The sequence below is a fragment of the Rahnella sp. ChDrAdgB13 genome, from assembly GCF_017655185.1.
Lineage (GTDB): Bacteria > Pseudomonadota > Gammaproteobacteria > Enterobacterales > Enterobacteriaceae > Rahnella > Rahnella contaminans.
In genome coordinates this window covers 14,523-32,987 of sequence record NZ_JAEMGT010000062.1, presented here as the reverse complement: position 1 = coordinate 32,987, position 18,465 = coordinate 14,523, and the positions used below count along the sequence as shown (strand labels likewise).

Sequence of the window (18,465 nt, the reverse complement as noted above, 5' to 3'; positions counted from 1 at the left end):
TTATCTGTTGCCCTTTTTACGCAAAAATTATTTTATGGTATTCGACTTTGCGGGCAGTACTCCGGGGAAATCCATGAACGAAAAAGACTGGCTGATTTTGCGCGCCGTATATCAGCATAAAAATATTACCCGCGCGGCGGAGCAGCTTTACACCTCGCAGCCCGCCCTGAGTTATCGCCTGCGTCAGATCGAACGCAAACTGGCTATCCGTTTATTTGAAGAAGGGCAAAAGGGGCTGGTTTTCAGCGCGCAGGGGGAATATCTCGCGCAGCACGCGGTGACCGTACTCAGCGATTTACAACAACTGAAACTCAATCTGCACAGCCTGGATCAGGCGCAACAAGGGGAAATCTCGCTCGGCGTTTCCAGCAATTACGCGGCATATCGTCTGCCGCCTTTGCTGAGCCAGTTTCGCCAGACGCATCCGGGGATCCGCGTCAGCCTGATGAGCGGATTCAGCGAGGATATTATTCAAAAGCTGCTGCGCGGCGAGATTGATATGGCGCTGGTGAAAGATGATTTTAACTGGAAGGAAGGTAAGCACCTGATTGAAGAAGATGACTATGTGCTGGTGAACAGTCAGGATTTTGATTTTGCGCTGCTTCCGCACATGCCGCAGATAAAAATCCATCACGGCGCGCACGTCACGCAGCTGATTGAACGCTGGTGGAATGCCAATTTCTCGCACGCGCCGAACATCACGATGGAAGTCGATAAGCTCGAAGTGTGTATGGCAATGGTGGAGCACGGGCTGGGCTACGCGATTGTCGCCACATATTTACCGCTGCCGGAGCATTTTTACCGGCGGCCTGTCAGCGTCGATGGCACGACGGTGAAGAACCGCACCTGGCTGCTGCACCGCCATAACCTCAATGCCACGCCGTATAGGCAGGCGTTTATTCATCTGTTACAGACGGCGCAACAAGGGCTGACGCCGCGCTGATCAGAGATCTAACGTGCCGTCGATCAGCGTGCAGGTATCGCCGCCAATCCACGGTTCGCCGTCCACGAAAGTGACTGTCACACGGCCATCTCGCTGAAGTTTTGTGCCCTGACGGACGCGGTAACTTTCGGCCATATGCGCACCGTCCGGGAATCCCCCGGCTTTCAAAACCCGCGCCAGACAGGCATTCGCGCTGCCCGTGACCGGATCTTCTTTCAGCACGCCGTCTTCGTCGATCAGCGCCCGCACTTCATAATCTGCCGGGCCGTTTTTATCGTGCAAACCGTAAACCGCAATGCCGTTCACGCCGAGGCGCGTTTGCAGCTCGCTGATGGCCGCTGCGTCAGCCGTGATATTCAGGCAATCCTGCGCGCTTTCCATGCGCACCACCAGCCAGATAATGCCCATGTCAGCCGCCACCGGCGTGACGTCAGCCTGAATTTTGCCACCGCGCAGCGCGGTCTCCAGCAACGCATTGTGTTCAGCCCCCAGCGGTTTCATTACCGCCGGCGGTGCAGAAAACGCCTGCCCGCCTTCGGACAACTGATTAACCTGAACCAACCCGACGCCGCATTCCTGTATCAGATGCCCCGGATTTTTAGGCTTCAGGCCGCTTTGCAACAGCGCGTACGCCGTGCCCAGCGTCGGATGTCCGGCAAACGGCAACTCTTTGTCGGTGGTAAAAATACGGACGCGGTAATCGGCATCCGGCGATTCCGGTTTAAGCACAAAAGCGGTTTCCGCAAGATTGGTCCAGCGCGCCATGGCGAACATTTCGGCGTCGGTCAGCCCTTCGGCATCCAGAATTACGGCCAGTGCATTGCCTTTCAGCGGTTCAGCGGTAAACACATCAACTTGTTTAAAACGGCGCAGGCGGGTCATAACGGATCCTTTTGTTCATCTTTTGGAAACGGGCGAAGTGTCTGAGTCTATGAAGTTTTGTTTCTATTTTCGAGAAAAATGTCAGCTTGCGGTGGCTGGCCTATGCTTAAAGCACTTCACTGTCTTTTCTAAAACACATAAGGAACAGAAAGATGCCCGCGAAGGATTTGATTGGTATTGGCATCGGCCCGTTTAATCTGAGTCTGGCCGCCATGGCGAGGGATACCGCGAAACTTAACACGGCTTTTTTTGATGCCAACCCGGAATTCAGCTGGCATCCCGGCATGTTATTGCCAACGGCCACCATGCAGACCTACGTTTTGCAGGATCTGGTGACGACGGTAGCACCGCGCAGCGAATTCTCCTTTATCAACTATCTGGTTGAGCAGAAGAAGATTTACCGTTTTCTGGCGACAGAACAACTGATCATCAGCCGCGATGAATTCTCAGATTATCTGCGCTGGGCGTGTGACCGCATTCCCGGTCTGCATTTTTCCGAGCCGATTGAGCGTATTGATTTCGATGATAAAAAGCAGGAATTTGTGGTGCAGAGCGATAAAGGCGAGCACCGCGCGCGCAACATTTGCCTCGGCACCGGCCATGCGCCGTGGATCCCCAAACCGGCACGCGCGGCGCTGGGGGAAAACTGTTTCCACGCGGCTGAAATTGAATTGCGCGAACCAGATTTCACCGGCAAACGCGTCATTGTGGTCGGCGGTGGCCAGAGCGGCGCAGACATTATTCTCAATGCCCTGGGCGGGCACTGGGGTGAATTCGCGGAACTGAGCTGGTTGTCACGACGCCCGAATTTTCAGCCGCTGGATGAGTCGATTTTCACTAATGAATATTTCACGCCCGAGTATGTGAATTACTTCTACACGCTCCCCGAAGACGTGCGTGAGCAGGAGATCAGAACGCAGAAACTGCCTTCCGACGGTATCAGTTATCACACGCTGGAAGATATTTATAAGCAGCTGTATCACCGGTTTGACGTGTTGCATCAGCCGCGCAACGTGCGTTTACTGCCGCACCGCGCGCTGGATCATATCGTTCGCAACGCTTCCGGGGATTTCAGTTTGCAGGCGAAACACGGGCTGGAGAAATCCGAGGAACATTTCAGCGGCGATATCGTCATTCTCGCCACGGGTTATCGCCCCGGTTTGCCGGATTATCTCGCGCCAATGCTCAACAGAATTCCGTACGATCGCGAACAACATTTGCCGTTGCTGCCCAACTTCAACCTGCGCTGGGACGGTCCGGAACAGAACCGGATTTACGCGGTGAATGCCGGTATCCACAGCCACGGCAGCGCCGAAGGCCAGTTGACGCTGGCTGCGTGGCGCTCGGCCAAAATCCTGAACCATCTGCTGGGCGAACCGCATTACGATCTGCGCCCGGTGCCGTCGCTGGTGCAGTGGTGGTCAGGCGAATAGCAGGCACAAAAAAGCGGAGCACAAGACTCCGCTTTCATTTTTGTTTGACTCGCCGTTTTATCTACACGTAGAAGTAGATCGCCATAAAGTGGCAGGCGCTGCCGCCCAGCACAAAACCGTGCCAGATGGCGTGACCGAAACGGAAGCGTTTTGATGCATAGAAAATGACGCCCAGCGTGTACACCACGCCGCCCACAGCCAGTAACGTCACACCGCCAGGAGACAATTTGGTCGCCAGTTGATAAATCACAATCAGCGACAGCCAGCCCATGGTCAGGTAGGTGATCAGCGAAAGCACTTCAAAACGGTGCGCAAACGCCAGTTTGAAAATTACGCCAAACAGCGCCAGGCCCCAGATGACCGCCATCAGCCCTTTCGCCAGGGGAGAATTCAGCCCGACCAACAGGAACGGCGTGTAAGTTCCGGCAATCAGCAGATAAATCGCGCAGTGATCGAGTTTTTTCAGCCAGTATTTGGCTTTCTGATGCGGAATGGCGTGATACAACGTGGAGGCCAGATACAGCAAAATCATGCTGCCGCCGTACAAACTATAACTGGTGATCGCCATTGCGCTGGCGTTTACGCTGTTCGCCTGCACCAGTAACAAGACCAGGCCGACAATCCCAAACACCAGCCCGACGCCGTGACTCAGGCTGTTAGCAATTTCTTCAGCCCACGGATATCCCTGTGGTGATGACTTACCCATACGATGAGAACCCTCGAGGCAAAACAATAAAATAACGTTAATCCGGCACTGGTTATAAATTACGCCGACAGGCAGATTAACTGAGAATGATTCCAGTGTACACCTGTAAGCCTAAATTGAGTATTTCCCGATGTAACAGTCTCTTAGCGGGATCATCATTTCACTCTACCTCTGTCTGGAATCCCTTCAATTCATTCACTTTGTTTATAATTCCTCCGTGTGACATTCTGAAGACAGCGCCATTTTCCGCACCCAAAAACATGATTTTTTGTCATCAACCGATTAAGGTGTACCGGAAATCTCTGATAATGCTCTTCATAATGCCGTCAATTTGACTAAGGTTTGACTATGTCCGTAGCAACTTCCCCGCTGAATTTTGGCGCAATGACCGAAGTTTTTCAGTTCCTGATGGAAATCGACAAGCTGAAAAGCGTGCAACGCCGCACAAAAGTGCTGGGCACCGAACGTCAGGAAAACTCTGCGGAACACAGCTGGCATTTCGCCGTGGCAGCCATGTCACTGGCACCTTTCGCACCGGAAGGCGTGGATATCAATAAAGTCATCCGCATCGCGCTAATCCACGACATCGTCGAAATCGACGCCGGTGACGTCATCGTTTATGACCTCGCCGCCCGCGCCGCCGTTCACGATCAGGAAGTGATCGCCGCCAAACGCCTGTTCGGATTACTGCCTGCGCCGCTGAGCACACAATTTCTGGATTTGTGGAACGAGTACGAAGCCGGAGAAACCCCGGAAGCGCGGTTTGCGCTGGTGATTGACCGCGTCATGCCGATGGTCATGAACCTGAATAATCAGGGTCAGAGCTGGGTGGAGAATAATATCCGTCTGGAACAGGTTCTGGCGCGTAATTCCTTTATCGCCGATATCCACCCGGAACTGTGGCTGCATATCCGCGGCCACCTGGATAACGCCCATCAGCAGGGCTGGCTGAAGTAATATAATCCTCCCCTTCACAGGGGAGGACGTTTAAAAAATTTACTTCGGTACCGTCAGCGCCGTCGAATCAACATACGGTTTCATGATGGTGTCAGCATCTTTCTGTGCCTGCACCGCCGCCGCTTCCGGTGTCACTTTTTCGTCGTTTACCAACGCTGCCAGCTGGTTTTCCATTGCCTGTCGAACCGCCACGGTTTCATAGGTCGCATACCACGGATAAGCGTATTTCAGCTGCTCCAGTGCAATCGACGCACGCGGGTCTTTTGCCAGATAATCTTTCATTTCCGGCGTGTCATAAGACGCCATACGCGGTGAAAAATAACCGGTAAATCGGCTCCAGGCACCGTTCACTTTCGGACTGACCAGATATTGCATGAACTGGTATGCCGCTTTTTTCTGATCGTCGGAAATCCCTTTAAAGCTCACCAGACTCGCTCCGCCGATGGTCACTGCGTTACGCACTTTGGAAGGCATCATCGCCACCCCCAGCTCGAAATCTTTGGTGTTTTCACGCATAAAGCCCAGCGCGCCGGTGCTCAGCATCGCCATACCCAGTTTGCCAGAGAAGAACGCTGCGCTGATTTGTTTGGAATTCAGCACGCCTGAAGGCATCACTTTGTCGCGATAAACCAGGTTCTGCCAGAAGTGCAATGCGCCCAGCGTGGACGGTTTGTCGTAATACACTTCGCCCGGGTAATCGGCGTTGTAATACTGCCCGCCGTTGGCACGCACCAGCGCGGATAAAATCCAGCCGCCGTAGTCATCGTTAGTCGATGGCAACATGATGCCCCACTGGCCTTTCGCCGAATCCGTCAGCTTTTTCGAATCTGCCAGCAATTCATCCCAGTCTTTCGGTGGCGCGGTAATACCCGCCCGGGCGAACATCGTTTTGTTGTAATACAAAATTGGCGTCGAGTTATGGAACGGAATGGCATACGTCACGCCGTTCACCTGCGCATTCTGGCGCATGGCGGGCCAGAAGTTTTGCGTCAGGAATGGCGTGGCTTTCTGATCGCCGAATTTGAACAGTTCGTCCATCGGCAGAATTTCATTTTTGATCGCCAGATCTGCCGTGAAGTTAGCAGACATGATCACCAGCGCCGGTGGCTGGCCGGATTTCGCCGCCGCTTCCGCTTTCACTTTGGTGGTGTCGTAACTGCCGGTAAAAATGCCGCGCACTTCGACATCATTTTGTGACTGGTTGAACTCTTTGATAACGCGGGTCATTTCCATGGTCAGCTTGCCGTCAACCGGCGCAGGGAACATGAAATCGATATTTTCTTTGGCGAAGGCGCTGCCTGTGGCAATTAAGCCAATGGCGAGCGTCAGTGCGTGAACTTTACGCATGATGGTGATTCTCCCGGTGCAGGTTCTGCTGGTTTTGGCCTGAAAAAAGATGAAGGTCGTGCAAAGAGAAATGCAAAGTGATGCGGTCGCCGGGTTGTGGGATCTCCCCGACGTTTTCCCGCAGCTGGTTTTTACGAACGTAACGAATTTTTCCAATCGCACTCTCGGCATGGCACAAATACTCCGCGCCGAGCAGTTCGCGATAGGTCAGTGTGGCCTGCAATTGCAGGCTTTCTCCTTCCACCGGGCGGTCGCTGAGGTGTTCGGGTCTGATGCCCAGATACACTTCAGTAAGCGCCTGCGCGTGGTCAGTCTGCGGAAGACGCACCGGCTGATTTTCGACTGTCAGCACGCCTGCGGCGCACGGCAGCAGAAAAAGATTCATCGACGGTGTGCCGATAAATCCGGCGACAAACAGGTTAGCCGGATGCGCGTACAGCGTTTCCGGCGCGCCAATTTGTTGCAGATGGCCTTTATCCAGCACGGCGATCCTGTCCGCCATGGTCATGGCTTCCATCTGATCGTGCGTGACATACACGGTGCTGGTTTTCAGCTGCTGATGCAGCTGCATAATCCCATCGCGGACTTCGGTACGCAGGCGCGCATCGAGGTTCGACAGCGGTTCATCCATCAGGAAAGCTTCGGATCGCGCACTATCGCGCGGGCCATCGCCACGCGCTGACGCTGTCCGCCGGACAATTTTCCCGGTTTGCGCTTCAGCAACGGTTCCAGCTGCAATAATCCGGCCACGCGATCGACACGCGCCTTGTGCTGATCTTTCGGCTCGTTGCGCATCCGCATACCGAACGTGATGTTCTGCTCAACGGTCATGTGCGGGAACAGCGCGTAGTTCTGAAATATCATCGAAAAATTACGTTCGCGGGGCGGCAAACCGGAGATGTCATTACCGTCGAGCATAATGCGCCCGTCGCTGACCTCTTCCAGACCGGCCAGCAAACGCAGCAGGGTACTTTTGCCACAACCTGACGGCCCGACCAGCACCAGAAATTCGCCGTCGGCAATCTCCAGCGACAGATGATTCACCGCCGTGCTGCCTTCAAACTGTTTGGTAATATTTTCCAGACGAATACCCGACATCATTGCTCATCCACCGGACAACTGATTTGTGCATCGTAAAGATACGGCCCCGGATATTGCGACAGCGGATGCAGATAACTGACCAGCCCGGTGTTATCCACCAGACGGTGCATGACGCAGGCCGCCGGTTCGAGGTTATAGAACGGCGCGGGATTATGATGGTAATACGGCACCTGATGCACAGTACCGGGAATGGTGGTGATGATCGCCTGTTTGTACTGGGTGAAAATCAGGCGGTGCGTATGGCCGCAGAACACGCGAACCAGCGACGGGAAGCGGTCAATCAGAGCCAGCAGCTGGTCGCCGTTTTCGCAGGAAATCGCGTCCATTTGCGCCGAACCGACCTTCACCGGCGGATGGTGCATAAACACTGCCGTCGGTTTCCCGCCGCCCTGCTCCAGCTGACCTTCCAGCCACGCCAGCGTTTCCAGCGTCAGGAACCCTTTTGATTCACCGGCCAGGCTGGAATCCACAAACAGCAGACGCATCGGGAAATCATCAATGGCATAACGCATATTTTGCGGATCGGTGCCTAGCTGCGGACACAGCGGATGCAGCGCTTCCAGAAACTGCACTTTGTCATCGTGATTGCCCGGAATAATAAACAGCGGATAGCGCAGATTGCCCAGCGTGCGGCGCGCAACTTCATATTCCTGCGGCAGGCCACAGTTGACGATATCGCCGGTGATCACCACCGCATCCGGTTGTTCTTCCAGCGCATTCAGCTGGCTGACCACTTCGGCATTACAGCCGTTCACATCGATAAAGTCATACAATTTGCGACCATGGCTGCGAAAGTGCATGTCAGAAATCTGAGCTAAAAACATGGATGACTCCTTTATTTAATGCCCGAGAAGCCAAAGCTTTTCAGGAACTGTTTCTGAAAAATAATGAACGCCAGCATCAGTGGCAGGCACACCATCAGCGTTCCGGCAGTAATCAATCCCCACTGGCCGCCCGATTCCGCGCCCATCGCAAAGGACACCAGCCCGACGGTCAGCACCTGTTTATCCGGATCGTTAAGCACCATCAGCGGCCATAAATATTCATTCCAGTGATAGGTAATGCTGACGGTCGCAAAGGCGAGAATGGCGGGCCATGACATCGGGATCAGCACGCGGAACACCACCTGCCACCAGCAGCAGCCTTCCATCAGAGCAGCTTCTTCGATTTCACGGGGAATACTGAGAAACGCCTGACGCATCAGGAACACGCCAAATGCCGACGCGAAGTACGGCATCATCACGCCGGTCAGTGTGTTGAGCAGCCCGAACTGTTTGAGGATCATCATGTTCGGCACCATCATGATGACCGGCATGATCATCAGCTGGATGAGCAGCAGGTAGAACAGCGTCTGTTTGCCGCGAAATTCGTGATACGCGAAGACATAACCGGCGGTGGTGATGGTCACCAGCTGAACCAGAAACGTGCCGAAGGAGAAGAAGATCGTATTGGCGTAAAGCCTCAGCCAGTCAGCGCTGTCCCATGCCTCACGGAAGTTTTGCAGTGTCAGCGGAAAGCGCGGCAGTAACGAGGCCATATCTGGCGAAAAACTGCTTTCACTGAACGCCGACGACAGCATCCACAGGAACGGTGCCATCCATAAAAACGCCGCGCACAGCAGTAAAACCGGCAATGTCGAACGACGCGCACCACGCAATAACATCGACGGCGAACGCGCACCCGCCGGCGATTTTTTACCGGTCATCACCGGCGCTTCAGACGTTTCAACGCTCATAGTGAGCTCCTTTTTCCAGCACACGCAGATTCAGCATCGAAAAACCAAACAACAGCACAAGCGTGAGGAAAGTCGCCGCCGAGGCCTTGCCTAAATCGTGGGTGTCATTGGCGAGACTCTGGATGTAATACAGCAGCACGGTGGTGGCATTATTCGGGCCCCCCTGCGTCATCACGGCGACGTGGTCGATCTGAGTAATGGAATAAATCAGCGCAATAGTGACCACAAAACTGATGGTCGGGCGCAGCAGCGGCAGGGTGACGTAGAAGAAAACCTGCGGGCGCGACGCCCCTTCCATCAGCGCCGCTTCACGGGCAGAAGCGGGAATCGACTGCAATCCGGCGAGGAAAAACAGCATGTAATACCCGGCAAATTTCCATACACCGATAACGCTCAGGGCAATCAGCGCACTGTTGCTCATACCGAGATAGTTGTTATTCATCGGCCCGAACATTTTCGCCAGGGTGTAATCCAGCAGCCCCATGCCGGGCATAAAAATGAACAGCCACAGGGTTGCTGCGCTGACCAGCGGGATAATCATCGGAAAGAAAAACGCGGTACGCAGCCAGCGGTTGAGCGAAGTGTTTTCCCACAGCGCAACGGCCAGCAGCAGCGCCAGCACGATACCGGGCACGACGGTCATCAGGATGTAAGCCAGGTTATTGAGCAGTGCACGCCAGAAAACGGGATCCTGCACCAGACGCAGATAGTTTTGCAGACCGACAAACGGCGGTGCGTCCGACGACAGACGGCTGTCAAACAGGCTGTCCATCGCTGACTGAAATAAAGGGTAATAGGTGAACAGAAACAGAAAAATCAGCGTCGGCAGCAAAATAAGATAAGGAAACAACGTGCGGCGCATTACAGGATACCGGTCAGCGAAATAAGGTGCCTATCCTGTCCTGCCTATGTGTCAGTTACATGGCGGAAGTGTGATGGTTATTTGAATGAAAAATGAGCGAATGTTACTGAACAAATAGGATGAAAAGACCGCCGTATTGCCGTCCTTAAAATCGTTACCCCTGAACTCATGACCTCGCCAGCGCGTTCCCGGCTTTTTCCGACAACTCAAACAAAGCAGGCAAAACATGCGCCGTAGCTTTGATGTACGCGCTCACCTGCGCCACACCTGCCGGCGGCAAAAGCTCCCCGCTTTCCAGACCTTCGCTCAGACAGAGCAAACCATGGCAAAGGCCTTCGGCAGATTCAGAGGCGACCGCACCAAGGTCATAAAGCTGGGGTTCGGTGAAGTTGCTGAGATCCATATCGGAAATCAAAGTGCGAAAAGCGGTGATGGAGTTTTCAGGGTATTGGGTTTCGGTTGTTGTCATTTTAAAACCTCGAGAGTGAATTTAATTTCGGCCACTCGAAACGCTAATATCGGGTGGCAGCTCAGACAGGGTTAGCGTTACCGGCACTCTCGGAAAACCGGCGCTTCCTAAGAAGCCCCCGCCTGAACCACCATAATTTGGGGTGAGTCAAAGCGAACAGCATTATTACATATGCCGCCAACAGATGTGATCAGAACGCTAATTCCGGCTACGGATTTTGCCGCAGCGAGGGGACTATATTCCGATGATTTTGCCAATGAAACAGACTGTATGGATTTACAGGAAGTTACTTTGATAATTGGAAGGCGTCTCTCAGGAATGACTCCTGCTCGCCCCCTGTCAGGAAGAATTGAACCTATCTGCCTTGCTAATTTAATGCCCATTTTTAAGTGCTACTATCGCGAACCTCGTATGCGAACAGGGAACATAGGTAATGGATACAACAGAAGAGCTAAACGGGACGTATTTTTATCATGGGCATGAAAATGTATCGGCTCAGGAGTTATTCTGGTTAATATTTTTGGAAGAATTTTCAAAACATGAAGGTTTGGCGATTGAAACCGCTGCCACCATTCTTTCAGGCTGGCCGCTTATTCCTAAAAAGAAAGGATTAGGCAAGTCATCATGGGGTACCAGTGTTGCGTCTAAAATGTCCCGCAGGATATTTAAGGATATGCATTTTATTGAGCCCGTTGAAACACCCGTAGGAATATGGAAAACCCGATGGACAATCAGGGTCGGCACAGCCGTAGGGCGATATGTTCCGTACGTAGGATATGTTCAGGCAATGATAGTTTTTTCAATTGTCGCAAAAGAAACCCGGAATAAATATAATCTGATTGCGCGGCCTGACGACCGCATTCCATGGACCTATTTCTGATGTTCGATGAAAACGAAATCCTAAACTACATAACTGAGAAATATAGCTTCAGGAAACAGCCCGTCGGTAAAGAATGGACATTTCAGGAACACTTTAATTTTGTTCAGGAAGAGTTAGAAGAAATGTTAGTTGACCTGTTCACTCGATACGGCATCGGACACAACAACTTCAATCTCGATGATTACTTCGAACCAGAGTGGCCTGTTTGGTTATTGTGGAAAAAATTCCAGCGCAAAGAATATAAACCGCTCACGGTGGGAATGATTATTGAATCAGCAAAAGCGGGGAAATGGTTATATCAGTAAGGGGCATAATGGCCCCTTTTTTATTTATGCCGTCTGGCGGTCGTTCCATGCATCAGAGAAAATAATATTCCCGTCTTTATGTTTCCACGTAATTTTTTCATACCGCAGTTCAACAGATTCCATGTGATTATCATTTGGATTATCAGAAGCCCCCATCGTTGGGGATATCGAAACAATACGAACCTTTTCTAACATCATATTGAAGTATTCAACTTCTTGTCCGGCATCGTTAATCTTGTACCAGCGAATTTCCGCGGACTCGAGATTTTGGCCCGTTGCAACCGCCTTAAAGAGATACGGGCTCGATGAATCAAAATCTTTCACGACAAGCATAGATGAATGCATCCGTGTACCCGTTACTTTTCCGGTGGCACTGTCCGTTGGGATCATCACGTTATGATGAAACCCTTTAACTTCAATACTGTATTCTCTGTCTTTAACGTCCACCGCGCCCTTGATCAGGGCGCCGCCATCATCTTTTAGCCACAGGTAAGCTGGAATAGCCATTTTCCTATCTCCTTATAAAAGTTATGGCTAACTTACTCCAGCCTTGTTTAATCACAAGCAAAAAACCTCATTAAAATCCATTTAATTGCATTTATTACAATGACTTATAATTATTACTTATACGTCGCGCACGCTCTTTTTTGCTGAAGAAAACCCAGTCAAACCACACCAACACCCATCCTTTCCCGTGCTTCTTCATAGGTCGGCATTGATGCCGCAGCCCCTGCTCTTTCCACACAAACGGATGCGTAGGCGGAGGCAAATTGCGCGGCTTCTGAAAGCGTGGAACCGGCGGCGAGCTGCGAGGCTAATGCGCCGTTGAAAGCATCGCCAGCGCCGGTGGTATCGACCGGTGTGGCCGGGCAGGCGGCGATGATTTGCGTTTCGCCATTCACGGAAAGCAGTGCGCCCTGCGTGCCGAGCGTGACGATCAGTGCCTGAATGCCTTTAGCGTGCAGCGCGAGGGCGGCGCACTTAGCGGATGGAATATCGTGAACCTCAATGCCGGTCAGTAATGTGCATTCAGTGGCGTTGGGCGTGAGCAAATCGACCTGCGCCAGCAGGTGGTCGGAAACCGGCTGGAACGGCGCGGGATTGAGGATAATGTATGTCCCGTTTTCCCTGGCGATGTTGATCAGTTTTTCGATAGCCGGAAGATTATTTTCCAGCTGCGTCAGCAGGATATCCGCAGCGGCTACCGCCGGACGGCATTGTTCGACCTCTTCGTCGGTGACCGTCAGATTGGCGCCAGGATCGACCGCAATCATGTTTTCCGCGTCCGCACCGGCGACGTAAATCAGCGCGTTGCCGGTCGGGCATTCGCTGGTGGAAAACAGCGTGACAGCGTCGAAACCGGCGTTGTCGAGGTGGCGGCGGGCAAACATGCCGAAATCATCACGCCCGACTTTCCCGATGTAATGCACCCGCGCACCGGCGCGCAGGGCGGCAACCGCCTGATTCGCGCCCTTTCCGCCCGCGCCCATCATGCTGTTGCGCGCAATCAGGGATTCTCCCGGCTTGGGGAAACGCGCCATGCCAGCGACAATGTCGAGGTTGAAAGAACCAAATACGCATACCTTGCCTTTTTTCATGCCTCTCTCCTGAAAGAAAACGGTCGTGACTGCGACTGAAAAATGCGCTGTGCGGCTAAACACGCGCCACGGCAACCGGTTTCGTCGGTGACGGCGCTGAAGTGGATCTTCAGACCCGTCGCCGGATACGGACTGCGTAAATGGCTGCGTAATTGCTGTTCGAGTTCAGCCAGCGGGAAGTTTTCCATCGCCAGCACGCCGCCGCCCAGCACTAAGTATTCGGGATCCAGAATGTTCATTTCACTGGCGACGGTGCGTGCCAGTCGTGCCACAAATTCGGTTAAATCCACATGCCCGGCGTGATACACAAACAGGTCAGCAAACGGCGTGTGCGGCGCATGCTGCCGCGCCCAGCCGGTGAGCCAGTTGCCGGACGTCAGCGTCTCGACGCAGCCGGTTTTTCCGCAAGGGCACAGCAGCGGATTGCCTGCCAGCGGAATATGCCCGAGCTCGCCCGCACCGCCGTGCGCACCGTGATAAAAATCGCCGTTAATCCACAAACTGTTGCCCAGACCGGTGCCCAGATACAGGCCGACGGCGACGTCAGGCAGCGTGTCGTGCTGAAGTAAATCCCACCACATCAGATGGTTAACGTCTTTATCCATCGTCACCGGCAGATGCAGTCGCTGCGCAAGCTGCTCCGCGACCGGCTGATTATCCAGCGCGGAAATAAACGGCAGCGATAACACGGTTTGCCGGTCACGGGACAAGATCCCCGGCAAACCGAGCATCACCTGTGCCACCTGATGATGCGGATCCTGCGCATCCAGATACCCGCGGATCAGTGCTTCCAGCCCGCTCAGCGGATCACTTTGCCCTGCCCAACTTTGCGTCGGGGTTTTGTGGTAGCCGCGAAAATTTTGCTGGCTGTCCATCAGCATTAAACGGGTATTGGTGCCCCCGACATCCACTCCAAGAAAGTGCGGCATACGGCTCTCCTGCCCTCAGGCTGCGTGACGCGCCTGACGCATCTGATCGAGCATTTTGTCCCAGGCAATATCCAGATCGCTGTCGAGCGTGAACAGGCCGGAACTGCCGACGATCAACACTTCCGCGCCCGCAGACATCAGATCCTGATACGTCCGCAAGTTGCAGGATCCGTCGATTTCGATCAGATAGCGGTAGCCTTTTTGCTGTTTGAGATCGCGCAGCTGAGCAATTTTCCCCAGCATTTCCGGGATGAACGGCTGCCCGGCATAGCCCGGATCGACGGTCATGACGGTAATTTTATCCAGCAGATGAATGTAGTGCTGGATGTATTCCACCGGCGTCGCAGGGTTAAGTACCACGCCGACCTTTTTACCCAGAGAACGGATCTGGTTAATGATACGGAACGCGTCGCGATTGATGGTTTCGGCGTGCGGGCAAATAAAATCAGCACCGGCTTTGGCTATCGGTTCGATAAAGTCGGACGGATTTTCCACCATCATATGCACGTCCAGAACCAGCGGCGTATGCGGGCGGATCTGTTCGATAAAGAACGGCGACAGCGTGATGTTTTTGACGTAATGGCCGTCCATGATGTCGATGTGCAGCATGTCAGCGCGGCGGTTCAGCACTTCGAGTTGCTGTTTGATGTCGATCAGGCTCATGCACATCAGCGACGGAGAAATTTTGTATTCCATGATGTTTTCCTAAGTCAGAGGCAATTTTAAAAGGTGTTTAAGGTTGAGCCGCCCGCGCTTTGGCAGCGCTCATTCGCCCCGCCCTTTTTTGCAGAAAACGGCTGCGGAAGAATTTCAGCGCCAGCACCACAATCAGTACCGCGCCCCACATCGCCAGGCTGAAATGCGGGCTGACGTTCAACAGATTCAGGCCGGTTGAAATCACCTGGAGGACAATCAGCGAGAGCACCACGCCCGCCACTTTGCCGAAACCGCCGTTGGGATCCGTGCCGCCGAGAATGATGGCGAGTACTGTCAGCAGCAGATACGAGTCGCCGTAGCCCATGCGCGCCGAGTTGAAACGCGCCATCATAATCAGCCCGGCAATCACGCATAACATGCTGGAAATTACGTAGATGGCGATCAGCACGCGGTGGGTATTCACGCCGCTGAAATGGGTGGCATTGATGTTGCTGCCGCTCATGTAGATGTATTTGCCCATGCGCGTGCGTTCGAGGAATACCGCGATGAACACCGCCGTCAGCAGAAAGATGATTAACGGAACCGGCACGCCGAGCAGGGTTTCCGCGCCGATAAAGCGCACGATGTCGGGCATTCCGCTGATGGCCGCGCCGCGTGAGAGATAGATGCCAACGCCGTTCACCATCGTCATGGTGGCGAGCGTGACCAGAATCGGATGCGCCCCGACGTAGGCCACCAGCGCACCGGTCAGCATGCCGATGACCAGCGCCAGAATCATTGCGCCGATCAGTGCCACCGTCAGCCAGACCGCCTGCATCGCCATGCTGGCATCCGGCGGCAGCCAGGTGAGAAACACCCACGCCATCAGTAAACTGGTCAGGTTAGCGGTGGCGATAATGCACAGGTTCAGGCCACCGCTGAGGATCGGAATAAACATCGCCAGCGTCAGTAAACCCAGTTCCGGCAACTGGAAGGCGACACTCATAAAGGTGGCGTCACTGAAGAAACGCCCCGGCATCGCCAGGCTGAAACCGATAATGACCACCAGCAACAACAGCGATAATCCCAGGGTAGTGTTGTCTATTTTCAGGGAAGCCATTTTCAGCCGTGGCCGGTCTTTAAGATTCACATTTCTGCTTTTCGCGAACATAGCGGTTTTCCTCAGGCGAAGCCGACTTCGGTTTCTTTGCGTTTCTTGTAATGGGTGACGGTGATGGCCGCGACAATCACCACGCCGATGACGATATTCATGAAGTAGCTGGAGACACCGATCAGGTTGAGGCCGTTTTTCAGCACGCCAATCAGGAACACGCCCATCAGTGTGCCGACCACGCTGCCTTTGCCGCCGTTAAGGCTGGCGCCGCCGAGCACATCCAGCTCGCCGCCGACCAGCGCATTCGGCACCACTTCACCGACGCGATACACCTGTACCAGGCCGCCAATCGCCGCCATCGCGCCGAGATAACCGTACGCAAACAGATGCAATAACCCGACACGGATCCCGATACGACGCGCGGATTCCTGATCACCGCCGACGGCAAACAGCTGGCGTCCCAGATGGGTTTTGTTGAGCAGGATCCAGCTCAGTCCGGCGACTGCCAGCATCACTACCACCGGCAAACCCACCTGATAGTGCTGCTCGCCGACGCTGAAGGGCAGCACACGGATCGGCGTGGTCAGCCAGTCCGGCAGGTCATAGAGGCTGGTGCCGTTGGTCAGCCACATCAGCATGCCGAACAGCAGTGACTGCATGCTGATGGTGACGATGATCGAGACAATGCGCAGGCAGTAGATCAGGATGGCGTTGATCATCCCGAGGACGGTGCCGATCGCGATCGCCAGTAAAATGCTGCCGGCCGGACTGCTCAGGCCGTAATGAATGGCCAGGGTGGCGATGAGGTACTGCACGACGGACGCCACGGCGGCGAACGAAATATCAATGCCTCCGGTGACCAGCACCACAAATAATCCGAGGGCAAAAATGCCGCTGACGGCGTAGCTTTCGGTCAGATCGAGCAGGTTCTGAAGCGTCAGAAACTGATTGGTGAGCAGGGAAAACGTGACGATAACCACCAGCAAAACCCAGGCTAAATAACCTTCATTGCTGGACGGGCGTAACCGGCTGAGCTTAAGCATTGACCGCCTCCGCAAGCTGTTGCTGAGTAATCGCGCCCGGAAGATATTCGCCCTTCACTGTGCCTTCGGAGAAATGCAGCACGCGGTCGCAGTTGAAATACACTTCCGGCACTTCGTCGGAAATCAGCAGGATCGAAATGCCCTCTTCCGCCAGCTGATGCACCAGCTGGTAAATACTGGCTTTCGCGCCGACGTCCACGCCGACGGTCGGTGAATCGAGGATCAGGATTTTGGGCTGCGTCAGTACCCATTTTGCCAGCACGATCTTTTGCTGATTCCCGCCGGACAGCGTGGAAATCGCCTGATCAGGATTAGCGACTTTGACGCCGAGTTTTTCGATCCACTGCTGGATGATTTTGTTTTTGCGATATTCGTCGATCAGATGAAAACGGCTGCGCAGCTGATCCATGATCGCCAGCACGGTGTTGTCGCCGACCGATTGTTGCTGGATCAGTCCCAGCGTCAGCCTGTCTTCCGAGACATAGCCGATGCCGGATTTGATCGCGTCTTCGTGGCTGCGAAAACGTACCGGTTTGCTGTCGAGGTAAATTTTTCCACTGTCCGGTTTGGTCATACCAAACAGGCTGAGCGCCAGTTCGGTGCGCCCGGAACCGAGCAGGCCGCACAGGCCGAGCACTTCGCCAGCGTGCAGTTTGAAACTGACATCGTGGTACTGGCCTTCGCGGGTGAGTTTGTCGGCTTCCAGCATGATGCGTTCGTCATTCATGTTGGCGGCTTTCAGGCGGTAATCGAGTCTGAGGCCGGTCATCAGCTCGGTCAGGCGTTCGCTGCTGACTTCAGAAGCCGGGAAAGTGCCGACTTTTTTGCCGTCACGAATGACCGTGACGCTGTCTGAAATCTCCAGCACTTCGTCGAGACGATGGCTGACGAACACCACGCTGATGCCTTTGCTTTTCAGGTAATGCACGGTGCGCAGCAGCTGATTCACTTCGGTGCGGGTCAGCGAGGCGGTCGGTTCATCCATAATGACTAACCGCGCATCGGCGACCAGCGCGCGGCAAATTGCCACCTGCTGGCGCTGGGCAATCGGCAGCGCCGAGACTTTGCTGTCGAGGTCTAAGGTGTAATTGAGTTCAGTCAGAATGCGCTGCGCGGTGTCGCGCAGACGTGACGGGCGATACCAACCCATCAGCCCTTGCAGGTTGTGGTCGAAGGCGATGTTTTCAAACACGCTCAGGTTCGGAAACAGCGAAAGATCCTGATAAATCACCTGAACGCCAAACTGCCGCGCCTGATCCGGGCTGAGTTTGCTGAACGTCGAAAGCCCCTGCGTGGCAGAACCCAGCGTGATCCGGCAACCGTTGTCCGGCTGATAAACCCCCGAGATCACTTTGATCAACGTACTTTTACCGCAGCCGTTGGTGCCCGCCAGGCAGTGAACTTCCCCCGGCATCAGCCGCAGGGAAATATCGTTAAGCGCGCGCTGTCCGCCAAAGGTCACCGACAGATTCTGTACATCAATCAGCGGCGTGTTGTCTGTTTGAATGATCCCGGAGATTGCCAT

Annotated in this window: 19 protein-coding genes and 1 pseudogene; 5 read left to right on the top strand and 15 right to left on the bottom strand. The window is 54.0% G+C overall.

The features are described 5' to 3' along the window. Positions 1-73: 73 nt before the first annotated feature. Positions 74-943 (top strand): LysR family transcriptional regulator, encoded by an 870-nt coding sequence (locus J8X26_RS16285; RefSeq protein ID WP_165059210.1) that lies wholly within the window; start codon positions 74-76, stop codon positions 941-943. Here J8X26_RS16285 and J8X26_RS16280 read toward each other — a convergent pair whose 3' ends face one another. Next, positions 944-1,825: a PhzF family phenazine biosynthesis protein gene (locus J8X26_RS16280; RefSeq protein WP_152327788.1), complete on the bottom strand. Its 882-nt coding sequence runs from the start codon at positions 1,823-1,825 to the stop codon at positions 944-946. It abuts the gene before it with no gap. A 152-nt stretch (positions 1,826-1,977) separates the two neighbouring features. Here J8X26_RS16280 and J8X26_RS16275 point away from each other — a divergent pair, with 152 nt between their 5' ends. After that, positions 1,978-3,258: a lysine N(6)-hydroxylase/L-ornithine N(5)-oxygenase family protein gene (locus J8X26_RS16275; RefSeq protein WP_152327787.1), complete on the top strand. Its 1,281-nt coding sequence runs from the start codon at positions 1,978-1,980 to the stop codon at positions 3,256-3,258. Positions 3,259-3,319: 61 nt separating this feature from the next. Here J8X26_RS16275 and J8X26_RS16270 read toward each other — a convergent pair whose 3' ends face one another. Continuing rightward, on the bottom strand, positions 3,320-3,964 hold the full coding sequence (locus J8X26_RS16270) for a hemolysin III family protein (RefSeq protein WP_208951405.1): 645 nt from the start codon (positions 3,962-3,964) through the stop codon (positions 3,320-3,322). Positions 3,965-4,312: 348 nt separating this feature from the next. Between J8X26_RS16270 and J8X26_RS16265 the strand changes: the two genes are divergently transcribed. Then, a complete protein-coding gene (locus tag J8X26_RS16265; RefSeq protein WP_208951404.1) occupies positions 4,313-4,921 on the top strand; it encodes an HD family hydrolase in 609 nt (202 codons plus the stop codon). Positions 4,922-4,960: 39 nt separating this feature from the next. Here the strand turns inward: J8X26_RS16265 and J8X26_RS16260 are convergent, their stop codons facing one another. From J8X26_RS16260 to J8X26_RS16235, 6 genes and pseudogenes are all read right to left on the bottom strand, one after another. Beyond that, the gene (locus J8X26_RS16260) at positions 4,961-6,268 is read right to left on the bottom strand and encodes an ABC transporter substrate-binding protein (RefSeq protein WP_208951403.1); all 1,308 of its coding nucleotides are present in this window, start codon (positions 6,266-6,268) and stop codon (positions 4,961-4,963) included. Continuing rightward, a pseudogene (locus J8X26_RS16255) lies at positions 6,261-7,366 on the bottom strand (ABC transporter ATP-binding protein). The gene J8X26_RS16260 and the pseudogene J8X26_RS16255 overlap by 8 nt, the downstream one beginning before the upstream one ends. Beyond that, positions 7,366-8,193 carry a phosphodiesterase gene (locus J8X26_RS16250; RefSeq protein ID WP_165059199.1) on the bottom strand — a complete coding sequence of 276 codons (828 nt, stop codon included), beginning with the start codon at positions 8,191-8,193 and terminating at the stop codon, positions 7,366-7,368. Before J8X26_RS16250 ends, J8X26_RS16255 begins: the two are co-directional and overlap by 1 nt. 11 nt (positions 8,194-8,204) lie before the next feature. After that, on the bottom strand, positions 8,205-9,104 hold the full coding sequence (locus J8X26_RS16245) for a carbohydrate ABC transporter permease (RefSeq protein WP_208951402.1): 900 nt from the start codon (positions 9,102-9,104) through the stop codon (positions 8,205-8,207). Beyond that, positions 9,094-9,966: a carbohydrate ABC transporter permease gene (locus tag J8X26_RS16240; protein ID WP_152327781.1), complete on the bottom strand. Its 873-nt coding sequence runs from the start codon at positions 9,964-9,966 to the stop codon at positions 9,094-9,096. Before J8X26_RS16240 ends, J8X26_RS16245 begins: the two co-directional genes overlap by 11 nt. A 166-nt stretch (positions 9,967-10,132) precedes the next feature. Further along, positions 10,133-10,435 carry a hypothetical protein gene (locus J8X26_RS16235; RefSeq protein ID WP_208951401.1) on the bottom strand — a complete coding sequence of 101 codons (303 nt, stop codon included), beginning with the start codon at positions 10,433-10,435 and terminating at the stop codon, positions 10,133-10,135. A gap of 433 nt (positions 10,436-10,868) precedes the next feature. Here J8X26_RS16235 and J8X26_RS16230 point away from each other — a divergent pair, with 433 nt between their 5' ends. Both J8X26_RS16230 and J8X26_RS16225 read left to right on the top strand, forming a co-directional pair. Next, positions 10,869-11,315, top strand: coding sequence for an STM2901 family protein (locus J8X26_RS16230; RefSeq protein ID WP_208951400.1), 447 nt, complete (start codon positions 10,869-10,871; stop codon positions 11,313-11,315). Beyond that, on the top strand, positions 11,315-11,620 hold the full coding sequence (locus J8X26_RS16225) for a DUF1493 family protein (RefSeq protein WP_374101287.1): 306 nt from the start codon (positions 11,315-11,317) through the stop codon (positions 11,618-11,620). Before J8X26_RS16230 ends, J8X26_RS16225 begins: the two co-directional genes overlap by 1 nt. Positions 11,621-11,644: 24 nt before the next feature. On the opposite strand, the gene J8X26_RS16220 is transcribed toward J8X26_RS16225, so the two are convergent. The 7 genes from J8X26_RS16220 to J8X26_RS16190 form a co-directional block, all read right to left on the bottom strand. Further along, a complete protein-coding gene (locus tag J8X26_RS16220) occupies positions 11,645-12,127 on the bottom strand; it encodes an Hcp family type VI secretion system effector (RefSeq protein WP_208951399.1) in 483 nt (160 codons plus the stop codon). 158 nt (positions 12,128-12,285) lie between these two features. After that, positions 12,286-13,218, bottom strand: a complete 933-nt coding sequence (gene rbsK / locus J8X26_RS16215) for a ribokinase (protein WP_165059189.1) — start codon at positions 13,216-13,218, stop codon at positions 12,286-12,288. After that, positions 13,215-14,147: an allose kinase gene (gene alsK / locus J8X26_RS16210; protein ID WP_208951398.1), complete on the bottom strand. Its 933-nt coding sequence runs from the start codon at positions 14,145-14,147 to the stop codon at positions 13,215-13,217. Before alsK ends, rbsK begins: the two co-directional genes overlap by 4 nt. A gap of 15 nt (positions 14,148-14,162) precedes the next feature. Next, entirely contained in the window at positions 14,163-14,843 is a 681-nt protein-coding gene (gene alsE, locus J8X26_RS16205) for a D-allulose 6-phosphate 3-epimerase (RefSeq protein WP_208951397.1), read from the bottom strand. Between the two features lie 37 nt (positions 14,844-14,880). After that, positions 14,881-15,954 (bottom strand): ABC transporter permease, encoded by a 1,074-nt coding sequence (locus J8X26_RS16200; RefSeq protein WP_208951396.1) that lies wholly within the window; start codon positions 15,952-15,954, stop codon positions 14,881-14,883. 11 nt (positions 15,955-15,965) lie between these two features. Continuing rightward, on the bottom strand, positions 15,966-16,940 hold the full coding sequence (locus J8X26_RS16195; RefSeq protein WP_208951395.1) for an ABC transporter permease: 975 nt from the start codon (positions 16,938-16,940) through the stop codon (positions 15,966-15,968). Next, the gene (locus J8X26_RS16190; RefSeq protein ID WP_152327773.1) at positions 16,933-18,465 is read right to left on the bottom strand and encodes a sugar ABC transporter ATP-binding protein; all 1,533 of its coding nucleotides are present in this window, start codon (positions 18,463-18,465) and stop codon (positions 16,933-16,935) included. The genes J8X26_RS16195 and J8X26_RS16190 overlap by 8 nt, the downstream gene beginning before the upstream one ends.